Genomic DNA, 16,279 nt, shown 5'->3' on the forward strand with positions numbered 1-16,279 from the left:
TTTCAAAATTCTGTTGCACATTTTTTTATTTGTCCGATCAGTTCATCTTTTTCAACAGGCTTTTCTACATAACCGTTGATATGGCTATCAAGTCCCGTTTTCTGAAAATCATTATACATGGTACCTGTAACAACTACAATTTTTACCTTTGCATAGGCAGCTGTATCCGCCGCCATTTTTCTGATAACACTATAACCATCCAGTACCGGCATATTCAGATCCAGCAAGAGAATGGTATTACGATCCTTCAGTGTATCCAATGCCTGTAGTGCTTCTCCGCCATCTTCTGTCTCTGTAATGGGTTTACCCAGTTCTTTCAGCATTTTCATTAATATAAAACGGTTAATCCCATTATCTTCTACAATTAAAATGTGATACTCATTCAGCTGTTCCGACATCATTGATGATTAATTGAGCCTGCCATCAGACTGTCTGCTCGATAATACTTTAGCGATCAGTTCTGACTTTGAATTAACGCCCGTTTTAAAATAAATATTCTTGATATGATCATTTACAGTTGCAAAAGAGATCTGCAGTATGTTGGCTACTTCCTTGTAGCTGAGTCCTTTTACCAGTTGTTCCAATACATCATTTTCCCGCCTGGTTAATAACAGATTTTTTCTCTCACGGGCAGGCCGCGTTCGGGCGTTAATCCGGTGTATCAGCTTTTCAGCAACCACGGGCGAAATAACGGCTCCGCCGTTTTGCAGAATCGCGATCTGTTGACTGATCTCTTTTAAGGAAAAGGGTTTCAGCAGGTACCCATCTGCACCAGTGGTAATAGCTTCCCAAATACTTTCGCGTGAAGCATCACCTGTAATAACCACCAATTTGGTTTCAGGGTATTTATCTTTAATAACAGAAATGGCTTTCAGCCCAGAGATGCCCGGCAGGCCGATATCAAGAAAAAGCACGTAGGGAGGTTCTACATCCTGGTTGTAATGCACGAGCCATTTCTCCACGCTGTTGCATGAAAAAACGATACGCATACCATTGTTTTGGAAAATAAATTCTTCAATCCCTGTTCGTAAAGCCTGATTGTCTTCGATAATACCTACGGTAACCATTCCTGCTAAGATTGTGAATGCTATGAAAATTATTATTCTAAACAAATAGGCAAATCAGTTTCACAATGAGGTGAAATCGTCATTTGCATACAATGTTTTACAGGAATAAAGCAGGAAGTAAAGAAAATGATTAATTTTTTCTAATTACCCCCCTTAAAAAGGGGATAGTTAATGCAATAACATTGTTTTCGGAAACGCTATTACTATCAAAATGATAACCACTTTACAGATAGAATACAAAATTACGTCAATTGAGCATACTCGGTGAGAAAAAACATAATAATCACGAAAAGTTGTGAACAGCTATTCGCATGTATAACCTGCAATCGTTTGCGGAAAACTTATTCATGTCGTTTGCCCTTCACCATTTCCAGTGTATGCAATACCTGGGGAAACAAGGCATCGATATATTCTACAGCCCCTTTTGTTGAGCCAGGAAGCGTTAAAACAAGCGTTTGTTCCACAAAACCAGCCACACCACGTGATAACATCGCATAAGGCATCCGGTCCTGCCCATATCGCCGGGCCTGTTCCATGATCCCATTGATTTCCTTATCCAACAGGGGTTTTACAATATCCGGGGTAACATCTCTGGGCGAAGCTCCCGTGCCCCCCACAAATAAAAGCAGGTTAATTCCTGCCTTTGTATGAATTAACAGCTGTTCACGGATGGCATCAGCTTCATCGGGTATGACCTGGTATTGTGGTGTCTGGATACCGAAACTGGCCAGTTTTTCTATCACCGCCAAACCGGCTTTGTCTTCGGCTTTCTTTTCATAAACAGTATCAGAACACACAATCACTGCCGCACGGATAGTTTCGTTATCAGGCAATGTGTATTGCGACTTCCCTCCTTCCTTATGTAACAACCGTATATTCTGGATCTCAATATGTTTATCAATCGGTTTCAGCATATCGTACATCGTAAGTGCTGCAATAGAGGCACCATGCATGGCTTCTACTTCCACGCCGGTTTTATAGATAGTATGCACTTCTACACTAATATAAATCATCAGCCCGCTGATCGCATAACGTACTTCTGCAAACTCGACAGGTAGGGGATGACAATCCGGAATTACATCACTGGTTTTTTTAATGGCAAACAATGCCGCAACTTTAGCAAACTCGAACACATCTCCCTTGGGTACGGTTTTATTACGCACGGCTTCAACGGTGGCTTCGGCAGAAACTTTTACCACGGCCGAGGCAATGGCTTTCCGTAAACTGTTCTGTTTATGAGTGATGTTGACCATATCATTTATTTTCTTTCCAGGTGGAGTCCTCATTATCGAGAATCTCTTTACCCCAGATGGGTAATTGAAACTTGATCGCTTCTACCAGTTCTTCGCAGGCATCTATGGCCGCTTTGCGGTGTTGTGATGATACAAACACGAATAAACATATCTCCCCCACTGCTACCCTTCCCAGACTATGATACACGTGCATACAGGTTAAAGTATATTTGGCAAACAGCGCTTCTCTGATCTCAGCCATTTTCTCCAAAGCCATTTCTGTATATGCGGTATACTCAATGGCAGTAACTCTGCCTCCTTCCTTACTATCGGCCCTCACCTGTCCTAAAAAAATACTATGTGCCCCGATCTCTGTTTGCGTAGCATGCTTCTGTATATCGTCCGCAATCTGCTGCGCAGGGATGGCACCTTCCGTAAAAATATTTCTGATCTTTTTCTCTTTCATTTTCCGGGTTGATTGAAATAAGCAGTTAGTCCACCTTTTAAACTATACACGGGCAAATTCCGCCGGGCCCTGATCAATTGGGCTGCATATACACTGCGGATCCCCTGGTGACAGATCACACAGATCTCCTTTTCCGGCAGTGTTTCCAGCGAAGACTGCAGTTCAGACATGGGGATCTGTGCATCTGAAAAATCAATAGAGGGATATTCATGCCTTTCCCGCACGTCCAGAACAAAAATATTGGGCTGCTGCACCAGTCTGTTAAATTCCGCTACATTGATCTCGGGAACATCTTCTTCCTCTTCACAATCAAAAGCATAATTCATCTGCAGAAAACTATCTTGATCAATCACAGGAATCTCCGGCTGATGAGATAAGCGGATCTCATAAGAACGTGCCTGCAGTACATCATAATGCAAGAGGCGTCCATACAAGAGATCACCTAATCCGGTGATGAGTTTTACCGCTTCTGCAGCCTGCATGGTACCGATAATACCCGGCAATACACCTATCACACCTGTTTCTTCACAGCTCTGTATCTCACCGGGGCGGGGTGATACCGGAAACAGGTCGCGGTAATTCAACGAACGGCCTTCCGCAACTGGCATATTGAATACAGATACCTGTCCCTGAAAACGCGATACCGCTCCGTAAACAAAGGGTTTCTGCAGTAATACACAGGCATCGTTGATCAGGTACTTGGCCGCAAAATTATCCGTACCATCCAGCACCAGATCATATTGCCCGATAATATCCAACGCATTCTGATTAGTAAGTGAATAGGGATACACAGCTACCTTGATCTCAGGATCCTGCAACCGCAGTCTGACTGCTGCAACTGTTGCTTTGTTACTGCCAATATCTTCTTCCGTAAACAATACCTGCCGGTGCAGGTTACTCAAACTTACCGTATCTCCATCCATGATACCAATCGTTCCCACGCCTGCACCTGCCAGGTAAGGCAATGCCGGACAACCCAGCCCACCCATACCCACTATCAACACTTTGGCGGCACGGAGTTTCTCCTGTGCTTCCTGACCAAAGCCGGGCAGAATCATCTGGCGTATATATCGGTTGTTCAACAACATAATTATCCTCCTGAAAAAGGTGGCATAAAAGCTACTATATCACCTGACTGTAATGTATGTACCTGCTGTATCATTTGCTGGTTAACGGCTATAAAATATTTAGCTGTCCGCAAGGCCGGATATCTTTCTTCCAGATACGTTTTCAACTGCTCCGTATCGTTCATGCCTTCCACTATCAGCCTGCTCACCGTAGTAGCATCCGTCAGTGATCCAAAAAACAAGAGTTCAATCTGCATACACATCACTTTACAAAAAACAATTTAGCTGCAGCCAGCACCAATACCAGTGCCAGTATATATTTCATATTTTTCGCGCGCAGTTTCTCTGCACCAATATACGCACCCAGCCAACCACCTGCCAAAACAAATCCGGTAATGGCCAGTATTTGCGGGCCCAGATTGAAACCGGTCTGTAATTGCCCCGCTATACCCGCCATGGAATTTAAAAAGATGAAGATAGCACTGATGGCCGCAGTCTGCTTCTGGGTAGACCATCCCATCAGTAATAATAACGGCGACAAGAGGATACCTCCTCCCATGCCAATCATACCCGAAACAAGACCGATACCGGCTCCGATACCGAATAAAACATACCATTTAGGTGCAGGCGATAATGGTTTTTCCGAACTCTCCCACACAATCCTGATAATGGAAAGCAGCAATACCACGCCTAAGATCTGTTTATACAATACCTCAGATACCGGCAACACACTACCCAGATACGCAAAAGGGATAGAAGCTGCAATCAGTGGCCAGAGCAGCTGCGAACGGAAATGTCTGGCCCGGTAAAAAGAAATAAAAGCGATCAGCGATACCATTACATTTAATAACAGCGCTGTAGGCTTCATCACAGAAGCACTGAAACCCAGTAAAGCCATCAATGCCAGGTAACCGCTGGCACCACCATGCCCTACCGAAGCATAGAGAAAAGCTACCAGGAAAAACAAACCATATAAAATAACTTCTTCCATCAATCTATTTATAAAAAGGGGTGAATAATAACCCGTGTGCCTTTGAGGAAAACCGCCACTTCTTCCGGCAACTCTATCCAGCAATTAGCCTGTACAAATGCTGTTTGCTGAAAAGAAGCCTGTGCTGCCAACACGTTTACAAGACCCGCTGCATAAGAACCTTTCAGAAAAAAACGCAATGCCGCTTTTTTATCAAAATCGGCTGCCAATACAGCCTGCAAGGGTGGTGCAGGCTGTACGCCTGTTAATCCATGAATGAATGGAATCACATACTGATAAAAACAGGACAACACGGAAGCAGGATTTCCTGGCAAACCAAAGACCCATTTATTTTGCGTGGCACCAAAGAACAAAGGTTTACCCGGCCTTTGTTTTACGCCATGAAACTGTTTCACGATTCCCAGATTAGCACAGGCCTGTGCTACATAATCATGATCGCCTACACTTACCCCGCCGGTAATCAATAACAGATCATTCTCCAGCAAAGCTTTTGCAATGGCGGTTTCTGTTTCTGCTAAACTGTCATTGGTAAAACTAACACTGACTGATGAAATATGCAATTGCTGTAAACAGGCGGTTAGCCCAAAAGAATTGGAATCATACACCTTTCCGAACCGTAATTCATTACCCGGCTGCACCAACTCATTACCTGTAATCAGTATAGCTACGGATGGTTTTCGGTAAACGCTTACACGGGTGATTCCCAGGCTGGCCATAAAACCGATCTGCATGGCATTGATACAGGTACCCGACGGTATGGCCACTACTCCCTTACTAATATCTGCACCGGGCAACCGGATATTGGCGCCTATTTCAACGGGATGATCATTGATCTGTACAGCAGTGTCTTTCAGACCGACCCATTCCTGCTGCACAACCGTATCTGCCCCTTCGGGTACAGGCCCTCCTGTAAACACACGGATGGCATTACCCGGTGCCAGCGTAAGTTCTCTGGAACTGCCTGCCGGTAACGCATCCTGTAAGTGTAACAACTGATCTTTCTCAGCAGCACGGATGGCATACCCGTCCATAGAAGATTGCCGGAAAGAAGGAATGAAAACCGGGCTGATCAGGTCCTCGGCCAGCACATAACCCACCGACTGCTGAAAAGGGATGCTCACGGCTTCCAGTAACGGGCACTGTGCTGCAACGATCTGCCGGGCTTCTGTTACACTGATCATAGGGTGTCTGTATTATCCGCCAATGGCGATCATGCTTCGATTGTGTAAATGGGTGGTATCAATAGCATTGAAATCTTTGGAAAACTGTCCGCCCAGTTCCTTGTGTTTACTGAGGATTGATTGTTCGATCAACGGCAGTACTTCCTGCCCGTTGCGCAAAGCGGTGAGCAGATCGGTCTCTTCTTCAGAGAATAAACAGTTTTTGATCTTCCCATCGGCTGTTAAACGAATGCGGTTACAACTGCCGCAGAACGGGGCACTCATGGTACTGATCACCGCAAATGTTCCCTGGTGATCATCAGCACGGTATTTTTTACAGGTATCATGCAGATCATTGGCCAGTGGTTCTATCTCATACCTTGTATGCGCTATCTCCAGGATCTCTTTCCAGGTAACGAGTTTGTCGCTTTTCCATTGGTTGCCATCAAAGGGCATGAATTCGATAAACCGGACATGTATGGGTGTATGTTTTGTCCAGGCAATAAAATCAAGGATCTCATTATCGTTCAATCCCTTCACCACCACCACATTTACTTTTACGGTAAATCCTCTATCCAATAATAACTGAATATTGTCTTTTACTACCTGGTATTGATTTCGGCGGGTAAGGATCGAGAACTTATCTTCCTGCAAAGTATCCAGACTGATATTGATAGAGCGGATGCCGGCTGCCGCCAGATCATCCACAAAATGATGAATACGGGTTCCATTGGTAGTCATGGTTAATTCCACACCCAGCTTACCAAGCGAACGGATAATATCGGCGGCATCTTTTCTCACCAATGGTTCGCCGCCGGTTAACCGGATTTTGTTAATACCGTTTGCTACAAATAGGGCCGCGAGTTTTTCTATCTCATCAGCCTGCATCAGTTGCCGCTGAGGCATAAACGCATAGTCTTCTTCCGGCATGCAGTAAAAGCAACGGAGATTACAGTTATCGGTTAAGGATATCCGCAGGTAAGTATGTTTCCGTTGAAAAGTATCTGTCAGCATGCGTTCATTTGAAGTGTGCACAAAATCGTTCATAATCTTCCGGTGTATCAATATCCATTTCTCCTTCCGCAAAATCAACCGTGGCAATATCGTCCGGAACCAGTTGCAAGATACTCTTCGCCCCCTTATCTCCCTGCAATTCCTGCAAATGGTGAAAATACTTCTTGTTGAACAGAACCGGGGTGCCTTTTATGCCGTTATAAAAAGCGGCAACAATGCCTTTACCACTTGTTTCATGTGTCTGTATCATTTCCTGTAACAAAGCCCGGGTGATAAATGGCTGATCGCTTACCAGTATCGTCACCGAATCCAGTGCCGGATGCTGTTCCAATAAGGCACACAACCCTGTTTTGATCGAGCCCGCCATTCCTGCTTTCCAATCCTCATTATATACAACCAAAATGGGTGCTGTTTGAAGTAAGGGTAACATGGCCGTATGATAATACCCTGTCACCACACAAATTACCTTTGGTTGCACCGCTTGGGTTTCTTCCAGCAGGTGCGAAAGAATGGTTCCCTTTCCAAAAGGCAATAACATCTTGGGTTGCTGCATGCGCGAAGCACTACCGGCTGCTAATATCAGTATACCGGTACTCATACAGCACGATGGTGTATGGCTTGTTTTTTCTCCCGCAGGTGAACAGGTGCCGTATCCTGCAACACAGACATAATCTCTGCTGTAATCGAGAGTGCAATCTCTGCCGCGGTTTCTGCACCCAGGTCAATGCCTGTAGGGCCATAGATCTTTTTCAGAAAACTATCTTCAAAAACGCCCCCCTGCTCTGCCAGTTCATCCAGCATGCGGTTGCGTTTGGCAGCTGGCCCGAGCATACCGATATAAGCAATACCCGTAGCAGGCAGCTGTTGCAGCATACCCAGGTCGTAATTATAATTATGTGTCATCAGCACCAGTGCCGTGCGTGCATCCGTTTGCAAACGGGCCGCTGCTTCTTTGGGTTTGGCCACTATGATACTATCCGCCAAAGGAAATCTTTGTGTGGTAGCATGAGAAGCCCTTCCATCCACCACCGTAATTTCCCAGCCCAGCGAATGCGCTATGGCTACCAAAGGCAAGGCATCGTTACCGGCACCCACCACCACCAATGCAATGGAAGGCTTGCAGTATTCCACAAAAAAATGCTGCTGGTTAGCTTCTATTGGCAGATCAAGATGTACCGATTGTTGCTCAGCCAATACCGTGGCAACGGTTGATTGTATTTGCGATGAAATCACTGCGGGCAGATCTGCCATGGCAGTGGTTCCGATATGGTCATTTTGATTGAGCGAATATCCTGTTACCAATATGGCCGGTTTTCTTTCAGCGATCACCCTACGAAGGAGCTGAATGGCATGATTAGGCTGATCCGCATCGATCGGTTCAAAGAGTATGGAAACAATCCCGTTACAGCCTAACTGTACGCCCAGTTTGGCATCATCTTCATCAGTGGTATCATAGATCACCAGTTTGTTCTTTCCCTGTGTAATGGCCAATACGGCTTTGCGCAAAGCATCCCCTTCCAGGCATCCGCCACTGATGGCTCCGGTTAGTTGTCCATCTTCTGTTACCAGCATACGGGCCCCGGGCCGGCGGTAAGAAGAGCCGGACACATGTACCACCGTAGCCAATGCCGTTTTTTGCCGAAGACGGGTAGCTTCATCGAATGCCTGAACGATGTCTTTGATCTCTTTCATGGGAAAGATGCAGGTATTATTGTCGCGCTTTTTTAACCTGTGCGGGTGTAACGGCTTTGAGTGATTTATTGCCCCAGCTGTTGTAGGTATAATTCAATACATCTGCCACCTGCTCATCAGATAAATAATCCATGGCCAGCATCTGGGCATTGTATTGGGTACCATTCACCGTGATCTCGCCTGTTTGTCCTTTTAACACCAGGTCAATGATCTTACTAACCGGTGTTTTCTTCAGGTAATCTGCTTTTGCCAATGGAGGAAATACACCTGCCTGCCCTTTGCCATCTTCCATATGACAGTTCTGGCAATAAGTGGTATACAATTCCTTGCCGCGTATTACACTTTGGGGTAAATTATAAGCCTGCACAAATGCCGTTCCAGAATAGAACAGTAAGAGCAGCGTACCTGCTACAAGTATTTTTTTCAATAGTTTTCTTTTCTGTTATTAAACAATCTTATTAATATCAAAAGGTAACCTGCGGATCCGCTTGCCGGTGGCTGCATAAATAGCATTACACAGGGCCGGCGCAAATGGCGGTAAACCGGGTTCGCCCACGCCTTTGATCCTGGTTCCACCATTGGCAATGATATGCACTTCCACTTTCGGCATTTCATTCATGCGTACCAGCGGATTATTATGAAAATTGCTTTGTACGGTCTGCCCGTTCTCAAAAGTGATACCGCCTTTGATGGCAGCCGTCAGTGCCATTACTGCGGCACCCTGCACCTGCCCTTCAACGGTATCGGGATTCACCACGGTTCCCAGGTCAATGGCCGCATATACTTTTTCGATCTTGATACCGGTTCCTTTTTTAGACACTTCTACCACAAAACCACCCAGTCCGGCAAAGAATTCATACTGCGCTACCCCTCTTCCCCATCCTGCCGGTAAGGGCTTGTCCCAGTTAGATACTTCTTTCAGTTTCTCCAGCAGCACCTTGGTATCCGAAGGTTTTGTCAGCATGCCCAAACGGAAAGCCATGGGATCTTTTTTCGCTTTCACCGCCATCTCATCTATAAAACACTCATGCGAAAAAGCCAGTGTGGTACTGGTTACCGCGCGCCAGGCTGCTACCGGTACATGCAGGTAATGATGCACATACAGGTTCTTCATGTGCTCTATCTCGTATTTCTGTTCACTGATGCCTTCTGTCATCGTTCCATCTGCCTTGGTTTTGTCATAATCCTTACGCATATCCAGCGTGGGCGAGATCACTTTGTGCTGGAAAGCAATGGCTTTTCCATCAGCAGATAAAGCGCCTTTCATGGCAGAGAAAGTCATCGGACGGAAGGGTCCCATTTTGGTATCGTCTTCCCTTGTCCAGATGGCTTTTACCGGTTTGCCGATCTTTTTGGTGAGCTGTACCGCTTCGTGTACATAATCGGGATATAATCTTCTTCCAAAACCACCTCCGTTAAACATCACATTTATCTTCAGGTTCTCCGGAGCCACATCGTACAATTTGGGGAAACTGTTCATGATGCTGCCCGGCACCTGTGTAGAGGTCCAGATCTCCAGTTTATTCCCCTCCTGCCAGCTGGCCACACAGTTCATGGGCTCAATGGGCGAGTGGGATACCACCGGTGTTTCATAAAATGCTTCCAGTTTTACAGGAGCTTCAGCAAATGTTTTATCAAAATCGCCTTGCTTATGCTGTACGGCTCCTTCCTGTTTGGAAGCATCGCGCAGACTTTGTTCGTAGGTTTTGGAATTGAATTTGTCGTTACCCTGGTAATCCCATTTTATCTGCAGGGCTTTTCTTCCCTGTAAAGCGGCCCAGTAATTTTCGGCAATCACGGCCACACCTTCTGATTTGTACACACCATGGATCCTTTCGCATTTTTCTACAGCGATTACTCCTTTTATTTTTTTGGCTGCTGTATCATCATAACTCACCAGCGTGGCGCCGAATACCGGACAACGCTCAATAGAAGCATACACCATCCCCGGTACCGATACATCGATCCCGAATAGGGCTTTACCATTTGTTTTCAGCGGAACATCCGGACGCGGATACCGCTTGCCCAGTATTTTGAAATCTCTGGGATCTTTCAAAGTAGGCTGTTTGGGTACTTCTATTTTAGCAGCCGCTTCTGCCAGTTCTCCATACCCCAGACTTTTACCCGAAGGTTTGTGAAACACTTTGGCTTCAGATGCATAACATTCTGTAACTGGCACATTCCACTGTTGTGCAGCAGCAGCTACCAGCATTTCGCGGGCCGAAGCGCCTACTTTACGCAGGTTGGTGTAACTGGTACGCACCGAAGCACTACCACCGGCAGACTGTCCGCCACCGAATTTCTTTTCACCGCCGGTTTGTTTGATGGTCACCTTATCCAGCGCTACTTCCAGCTCTTCCGCAATCAATGCTGGTATTGATTGGAAAGTACCCTGTCCCATTTCGGGTTTGGGGTTGAAGATGGTAATCTGACCGCTTTTTTCGATCACTACAAAAGGAGTCAGTTCAAACGACTCTCCCGCAGCCGACAGGTTTTCGATGGTAGCCGTGCCATCTGCTTTGGCAGAAAGGCCCAGTACCAGCCCTACGCCGGTGATACCGGACAAACGGAGAAAGTTCCTGCGATCTATATTGGTGATTTGCTTATGCATAACAAGTAAGATTTGGGTTGAGAATGATTAGATCAGTTCTGCTGCGCGATGAATAGCACTGCGGATGCGCTGGTAAGTACCGCAACGGCAAAGATTACCCTGCATGGCGGCATCAATATCTGCATCCGTAGGTTTGGGTTTGCTTTTCAGCAAAGCAGTAGCACTCATGATCTGACCGGACTGACAGTAACCGCACTGCGGCACCTGCAATTCTATCCAGGCTTTCTGCACGGCTTCTCCGATTTTTTCTGAAATGCCTTCGATGGTCGTAATTTTTTTTCCGGCCGCCGCAGATACGGGATAACTGCAGGAACGAACGGGATTACCATCCACATGTACGGTACAGGCACCACATTGGGCAATACCACAGCCGAATTTGGTACCGGTTAGCCCTACCAGATCGCGGATGGCCCAGAGAAGGGGCATTTCCGGACTGGCATCCACCTCATAAGACTGGTTATTGATCGTTAGCTTAATCATACTCATTGATTTTAAAATGGGAACTAAGTCCTAAAAATACTGCTTCCGCAAGGAAATTTGTCAAATTTCAAGACCATTTCAGAGAGGTTTTTTCAGGTTTTAGCAGGAAAACGAGTCTGTTTAGCTTTTGGGGGAGATAATTGCCTGCGGGTATCACAATTCTGCCCCCATTTAAAAGGATTCTGTTTGCCGGAAGGGTAAACTGGATTACTTTCGGGCCTCAATCAAAGGCATTATGAATTACGAAGACCTGGTAAAAAATCACGCCGGAGAAATGGTCGAAAGACTGGTTAGCTGGGCCGTGAATACAGAATCTGTTGACATCCATTTTGATTACGAGGGTAACGATCAGTGGGCTATTCTTTCCATGCATGTATATGAAGAAGACAAAGAAATCTCTCTCCGTCTTCATTCCAATAACCAGTACGATCTCTACTTTGGTTATTACGATGATGAAGATGAATTCTTCGAGATCGTAAAACCATTAACCGAAAAGGAACAGGAAGTGATTCCGGAAGCCCTGCAAAAACTGATGAAGCACGTGGTTGATAAAGAAGAAGGCATGCGCATTCCGGGTAATTTCCTGAATCGCAAGTAAGCCACTAGTTTTACTATCAGGTTTTATCGGCCCAGTAACCCCATCCTACCAATAACCATTGTGAAAGACCTACATAGGCGATGGGTTTCACATCAGGTGGTGGCGGACCAAATACATTCATGATATGGATAATCAGCAGAAAAACGACCAGCGATCCGGTGATGATATTTCTGCCCCGCGAAACCGGGTTCTGCCTGTTTTGAAGAAACAGGTACACACCCACAGCAAACAGGCCCAGCTCCAATAATAATTCGGGAACGGGATAGTTCCACAAACCCAATCCGGCTTTGTAATCTGTAAAAGCCGCAATGGGCAGGTCGGGAATATGCACCAGCCAGTCCAACACCCAATGGCTCAACACCAGCAGTCCTACCACAAATGCGCCCCGCTGGTTACGGGAAAACAGGAAATACAATCCACCGAAAAGCATACTCCAGCCTATCACAGCCAGTAAACTGTGCGACAAAGGATAATGCGTAAATGAAAGTGGAACCGGAGACCCCGGTGCAGCCAACGCCACTGTTTCTGTACCGGTAAGCAGTAAGGCCGGCCATAAAAGGTCTAACCACTGTGCCGCAAAAATGGTGGTGCCCAGCGAAACGTTCGGAGCTGCTTTCTTGGCGGCAAAAGCCGCTGCAAAATGTCCTAAGAACATGGTATGATGGGTTTACTGTGTTTTTCTTAATAAACGAAACACCCTGTCGTAAGAAACCGCGTAATGCACCATTAAAAATAATAAATAAAAGGAATACAACCTGCCACTATGCAACTGGTATAACATCCTGGCAGCAGTAGAAAAAAACAGGATCTCGATCAACAAACGGGTAATGCCGCTTACGGCCACCAGTACTTTTCCATCTTCGCCCTCCACTTTAAAAATAGCCCAGGCGGCTGCCGCTATCGCGGGATAGAAGATCACTGCCACCCACTGGTAAATACCCTGGTGAAAGGTCCAGGCCCAGGTGGCGATAATGCATAAAGAAACCAGCTCAAGCAAAAAACGAAGGGCGAGGTTAAGGGGATGTTTACTCATATCAATGATACCTGTTCAAAAATGATTAGATGATCAGACTCAGGATATTCTACTCCCGGCCTGTTCCTGTTCCGGTTTCTTTACCAAAATACGGTATACAATGCGGCCAGTATGCCACAAATAATCACAGAGCCGATCACAAAACCGGTGGTAACCCTGAATAAGGAAGTATCCACCACAATGGCATGATGATCTGTTGCCGGACGTGGCTTTAACAGGCTGATCAGGATCATCACGATGGCCACCACAAAAAATGTAATGGTCATCCGGTCAAGGAAAGGATAATCCGGGAAGGAACCGCTGGTCCAGACGGGCAGAAACTTCAGCACCGTTGATACCGGAATGGTTAGCAAAGCCCCGGCAATAGCGGCATTGGCGGTTGTTTTTTTCCAGAAAAATCCAAGCAGGAAAATAGCCAGTACACCAGGCGATACAAAGCCCACATATTCCTGGATGAACTGGTAAGCCTGGTCCAGCGAACGTAAAGCCGGTGTTACAATGGCCGCAGCCGTCATCGATATAATCACCGCCCATCGGCCCACCAGTACCAGCTTTCTTTCGGAAGCCGTTTTATTGAAATACTTCTGGTAAATATCCAGCGAGAATATCGTGGAAATACTATTGGCCTTACCGGCGAGTGAGGCAACAATGGCAGCGGTTAAGGCGGCAAAAGCGACCCCTTTTAATCCGGCAGGCAAGAGATTCATCAGTGTGGGATAGGCATGATCGGGTTTGATCACACCTGCCGCATCACTCATTTCTGCCTGAAACAATCCTTTCTGGTGTAACACATACATGGTAATACCCGGCAATACAGCGATCACCGGTACCAGTAACTTCAAAAAAGCCGCAAACAGGATTCCCTTTCTCGCTGTCTGCAGATCTGCCCCCAATGCCCTTTGTACGATATATTGGTTACAACCCCAATAAGCGAGGTTATTGATGAGCATACCTCCTATTAATACAGATAAACCGGGCAACTCTTTATAATACGGATCCCCTTTCTGAAAGATCATGTGAAAATGCGTAGGCGCTTCTCTGCGTAATACAGAAAGTCCTTTCCAGATATCCTTGCCAAAACCAAAGCTTTCCGACAGCAGTGTGAGTGCGAGATAAGTGGTAACCAATCCGCCCACGATCAACACAAATACCTGGAACACATCCGTGTAACCGATCACTTTCATGCCCCCCAGTGTAACAATGATGGAGAACAGACTCAACCCTACTATACACCAGCCAAAATCGATATTGGAAATGGAAGAGATGGCCAGTGCCCCCAGGTAAATGATCGAAGTGAGATTTACAAACACATAAACCAGCAACCAGAATACCGCCATGATGGTACTAACCGTATCGTTATACCTTTTGGCCAGAAACTGCGGCATGGTAAAGATCTTGTTCTTCAGGTAAAGCGGGATGATGAATACCGCCACAATGATCAGTGTGGCAGCTGCCATCCACTCGTAAGTAGAAATGGCCAACCCCAGTGCAAAACCTGAACCCGACATACCAATAAAATGTTCCGCAGAAATATTGGATGCGATCAGCGAGGCCCCAATGGCCCACCAGGTAAGCGAGCCCTCGGCAAGGAAAAAATCTTTGGAAGAAGTAGTAGCCGATTTCTTTTTATGGTAGATATAATACCCATAACCGGATACCACGATAAAATAGATAAAGAAAACAATATAATCAGCCATCTGTAAACTATGCATCAGCAGACTTTTATCGGGTAATTAGATAATCAGTTTTAACAGTTTTTCTGTGAGGATAAATATACTGTTTACAAAATTCCTGCGCCGTTTATTTTCATACGTTCTTTCCCTATTGAGCGCTTATCAAACAAAACCCCCGGAAAATTACCAGGGGTTTGCATGGGTTAGTTTATTTATTTCAGTTAGAACAGCAATTCTTCGGGCAGGTATTTCTTTACCAGTTGCTCATAATAACCGCGCAGCTCATTCCAGTTAGGCGGTGTTGGGTTTTTAGAATACAGGTCATAGGGATTAAACAGGTTTACCCATTTGAACATTTCCTGGTCGTGGGCACTCATCAGGTGGACGTACGCATGTTCCCTGTGCTGGGCATAAAAGGAATGGTACCGCAACATATACAACGCAGGCTCGGGTAAATAAGGTTTCATCATGTGGTATACATACTCATCATGGCCCCACGACATGGTTACGTTGTCCAGTCCGCAGTTAGCCTCATAAACACCATATTGGGTATTGTAGCGTTCATCGGCCGCATCCGGGTTGGTGGCAAAAAATTCAGGGTAGACGATCTTATCCGAATGGGCGCATCCTACAGGGAAAGTATCTCCCACCACCGCCCACTGCGGTTCACCGAAAAGACAAAGCACTTTCCCCATATCATGCATCAATCCCGCCAGCACCATCCAGTCCGGGTGACCATCGGCACGGATGGCTTCGGAAGTTTGCAATAAATGCTGCAGCTGGTCCAGGTCTGTATCAGGATCCGAATCATCCACCAGCTCATTCAGGAAATCAAAAGCGGCCCATACCGGCATTTTCTTCTTATTGAAACGCAGGTAATCAGCTCTTTTCGCCTGCACAAAATCATAGGTCTGGTAAGTATGGTTCAAACGGTAAAACTCCTTCACAGTTTCACGTTTGGGATCCTCATAATTTCTGTACTCATTGGTTTCTTTACCCTGTGCAATGGATTCGGGATCCGGATAACGCTCCAGTATATCATCTTCCCAATGATCAAGACTTTGCAATGGCGACAGTTCTGGGGCTGCTGGACTTTGTTCGGCAGGTTTCATATGGTTTGTTTAAATCGTGATAGCTATATACTGTTTTAAAAATAACCCGTTTCTATGGTTTTTACTAGTGTTAGCAACGTTTT

General features: G+C 45.9%; 19 protein-coding genes. 1 reads left to right on the plus strand and 18 read right to left on the minus strand.

The annotated features are described in order from the left end of the window. Nucleotides 1-2: 2 nt before the first annotated feature. From AC1RNB_RS09985 to AC1RNB_RS10050, 14 genes are all read right to left on the minus strand, one after another. Nucleotides 3-401, minus strand: coding sequence for a response regulator (locus AC1RNB_RS09985; protein ID WP_493082532.1), 399 nt, complete (start codon nt 399-401; stop codon nt 3-5). Nucleotides 402-407: 6 nt separating this feature from the next. Next, complete coding sequence (locus AC1RNB_RS09990) at nt 408-1,067, minus strand: response regulator (RefSeq protein WP_493082533.1); 660 nt, start codon at nt 1,065-1,067, stop codon at nt 408-410. A 341-nt stretch (nt 1,068-1,408) separates the two neighbouring features. Then, on the minus strand, nt 1,409-2,320 hold the full coding sequence (gene moaCB / locus AC1RNB_RS09995) for a bifunctional molybdenum cofactor biosynthesis protein MoaC/MoaB (protein WP_493082534.1): 912 nt from the start codon (nt 2,318-2,320) through the stop codon (nt 1,409-1,411). Between the two features lies 1 nt (nt 2,321). Continuing rightward, a complete protein-coding gene (locus tag AC1RNB_RS10000; RefSeq protein WP_493082535.1) occupies nt 2,322-2,765 on the minus strand; it encodes a molybdenum cofactor biosynthesis protein MoaE in 444 nt (147 codons plus the stop codon). Next, on the minus strand, nt 2,762-3,823 hold the full coding sequence (locus AC1RNB_RS10005; RefSeq protein ID WP_493082536.1) for a ThiF family adenylyltransferase: 1,062 nt from the start codon (nt 3,821-3,823) through the stop codon (nt 2,762-2,764). The genes AC1RNB_RS10000 and AC1RNB_RS10005 overlap by 4 nt, the downstream gene beginning before the upstream one ends. A gap of 32 nt (nt 3,824-3,855) precedes the next feature. After that, nucleotides 3,856-4,089, minus strand: coding sequence for a MoaD/ThiS family protein (locus tag AC1RNB_RS10010; protein ID WP_493082537.1), 234 nt, complete (start codon nt 4,087-4,089; stop codon nt 3,856-3,858). 5 nt (nt 4,090-4,094) lie between these two features. Next, the gene (locus tag AC1RNB_RS10015; protein WP_493082538.1) at nt 4,095-4,823 is read right to left on the minus strand and encodes a sulfite exporter TauE/SafE family protein; all 729 of its coding nucleotides are present in this window, start codon (nt 4,821-4,823) and stop codon (nt 4,095-4,097) included. Between the two features lie 8 nt (nt 4,824-4,831). Then, on the minus strand, nt 4,832-6,004 hold the full coding sequence (locus tag AC1RNB_RS10020; RefSeq protein WP_493082539.1) for a molybdopterin molybdotransferase MoeA: 1,173 nt from the start codon (nt 6,002-6,004) through the stop codon (nt 4,832-4,834). Nucleotides 6,005-6,016: 12 nt separating this feature from the next. Beyond that, nucleotides 6,017-7,030, minus strand: a complete 1,014-nt coding sequence (gene moaA, locus AC1RNB_RS10025; protein WP_493082540.1) for a GTP 3',8-cyclase MoaA — start codon at nt 7,028-7,030, stop codon at nt 6,017-6,019. After that, the gene (locus AC1RNB_RS10030) at nt 7,002-7,595 is read right to left on the minus strand and encodes a nucleotidyltransferase family protein (RefSeq protein WP_493082541.1); all 594 of its coding nucleotides are present in this window, start codon (nt 7,593-7,595) and stop codon (nt 7,002-7,004) included. Before AC1RNB_RS10030 ends, moaA begins: the two co-directional genes overlap by 29 nt. After that, the gene (locus AC1RNB_RS10035; RefSeq protein WP_493082542.1) at nt 7,592-8,689 is read right to left on the minus strand and encodes an XdhC family protein; all 1,098 of its coding nucleotides are present in this window, start codon (nt 8,687-8,689) and stop codon (nt 7,592-7,594) included. Before AC1RNB_RS10035 ends, AC1RNB_RS10030 begins: the two co-directional genes overlap by 4 nt. 16 nt (nt 8,690-8,705) lie before the next feature. After that, nucleotides 8,706-9,116, minus strand: coding sequence for a c-type cytochrome (locus AC1RNB_RS10040; protein ID WP_493082543.1), 411 nt, complete (start codon nt 9,114-9,116; stop codon nt 8,706-8,708). 18 nt (nt 9,117-9,134) lie between these two features. Then, nucleotides 9,135-11,300, minus strand: coding sequence for a xanthine dehydrogenase family protein molybdopterin-binding subunit (locus tag AC1RNB_RS10045; protein WP_493082544.1), 2,166 nt, complete (start codon nt 11,298-11,300; stop codon nt 9,135-9,137). A 27-nt stretch (nt 11,301-11,327) separates the two neighbouring features. Then, the gene (locus tag AC1RNB_RS10050) at nt 11,328-11,780 is read right to left on the minus strand and encodes a (2Fe-2S)-binding protein (RefSeq protein ID WP_493082545.1); all 453 of its coding nucleotides are present in this window, start codon (nt 11,778-11,780) and stop codon (nt 11,328-11,330) included. Between the two features lie 235 nt (nt 11,781-12,015). On the opposite strand from AC1RNB_RS10050, the gene AC1RNB_RS10055 reads away from it, so the two are divergent. Beyond that, nucleotides 12,016-12,378 carry a hypothetical protein gene (locus AC1RNB_RS10055; protein ID WP_493082546.1) on the plus strand — a complete coding sequence of 121 codons (363 nt, stop codon included), beginning with the start codon at nt 12,016-12,018 and terminating at the stop codon, nt 12,376-12,378. Between the two features lie 16 nt (nt 12,379-12,394). Here the strand turns inward: AC1RNB_RS10055 and AC1RNB_RS10060 are convergent, their stop codons facing one another. From AC1RNB_RS10060 to AC1RNB_RS10075, 4 genes are all read right to left on the minus strand, one after another. Further along, the gene (locus AC1RNB_RS10060; RefSeq protein ID WP_493082547.1) at nt 12,395-13,033 is read right to left on the minus strand and encodes a hypothetical protein; all 639 of its coding nucleotides are present in this window, start codon (nt 13,031-13,033) and stop codon (nt 12,395-12,397) included. Between the two features lie 12 nt (nt 13,034-13,045). Further along, nucleotides 13,046-13,411 (minus strand): DUF2568 domain-containing protein, encoded by a 366-nt coding sequence (locus AC1RNB_RS10065; RefSeq protein ID WP_493082548.1) that lies wholly within the window; start codon nt 13,409-13,411, stop codon nt 13,046-13,048. Between the two features lie 80 nt (nt 13,412-13,491). After that, a complete protein-coding gene (locus AC1RNB_RS10070) occupies nt 13,492-15,123 on the minus strand; it encodes a sodium/sugar symporter (protein WP_493082549.1) in 1,632 nt (543 codons plus the stop codon). Between the two features lie 182 nt (nt 15,124-15,305). Continuing rightward, on the minus strand, nt 15,306-16,196 hold the full coding sequence (locus AC1RNB_RS10075; RefSeq protein ID WP_493082550.1) for an inositol oxygenase family protein: 891 nt from the start codon (nt 16,194-16,196) through the stop codon (nt 15,306-15,308). Between the last annotated feature and the right edge of the window lie 83 nt (nt 16,197-16,279).

Source organism: Sediminibacterium sp. GW821-FHT12F12 (genome assembly GCF_058806635.1).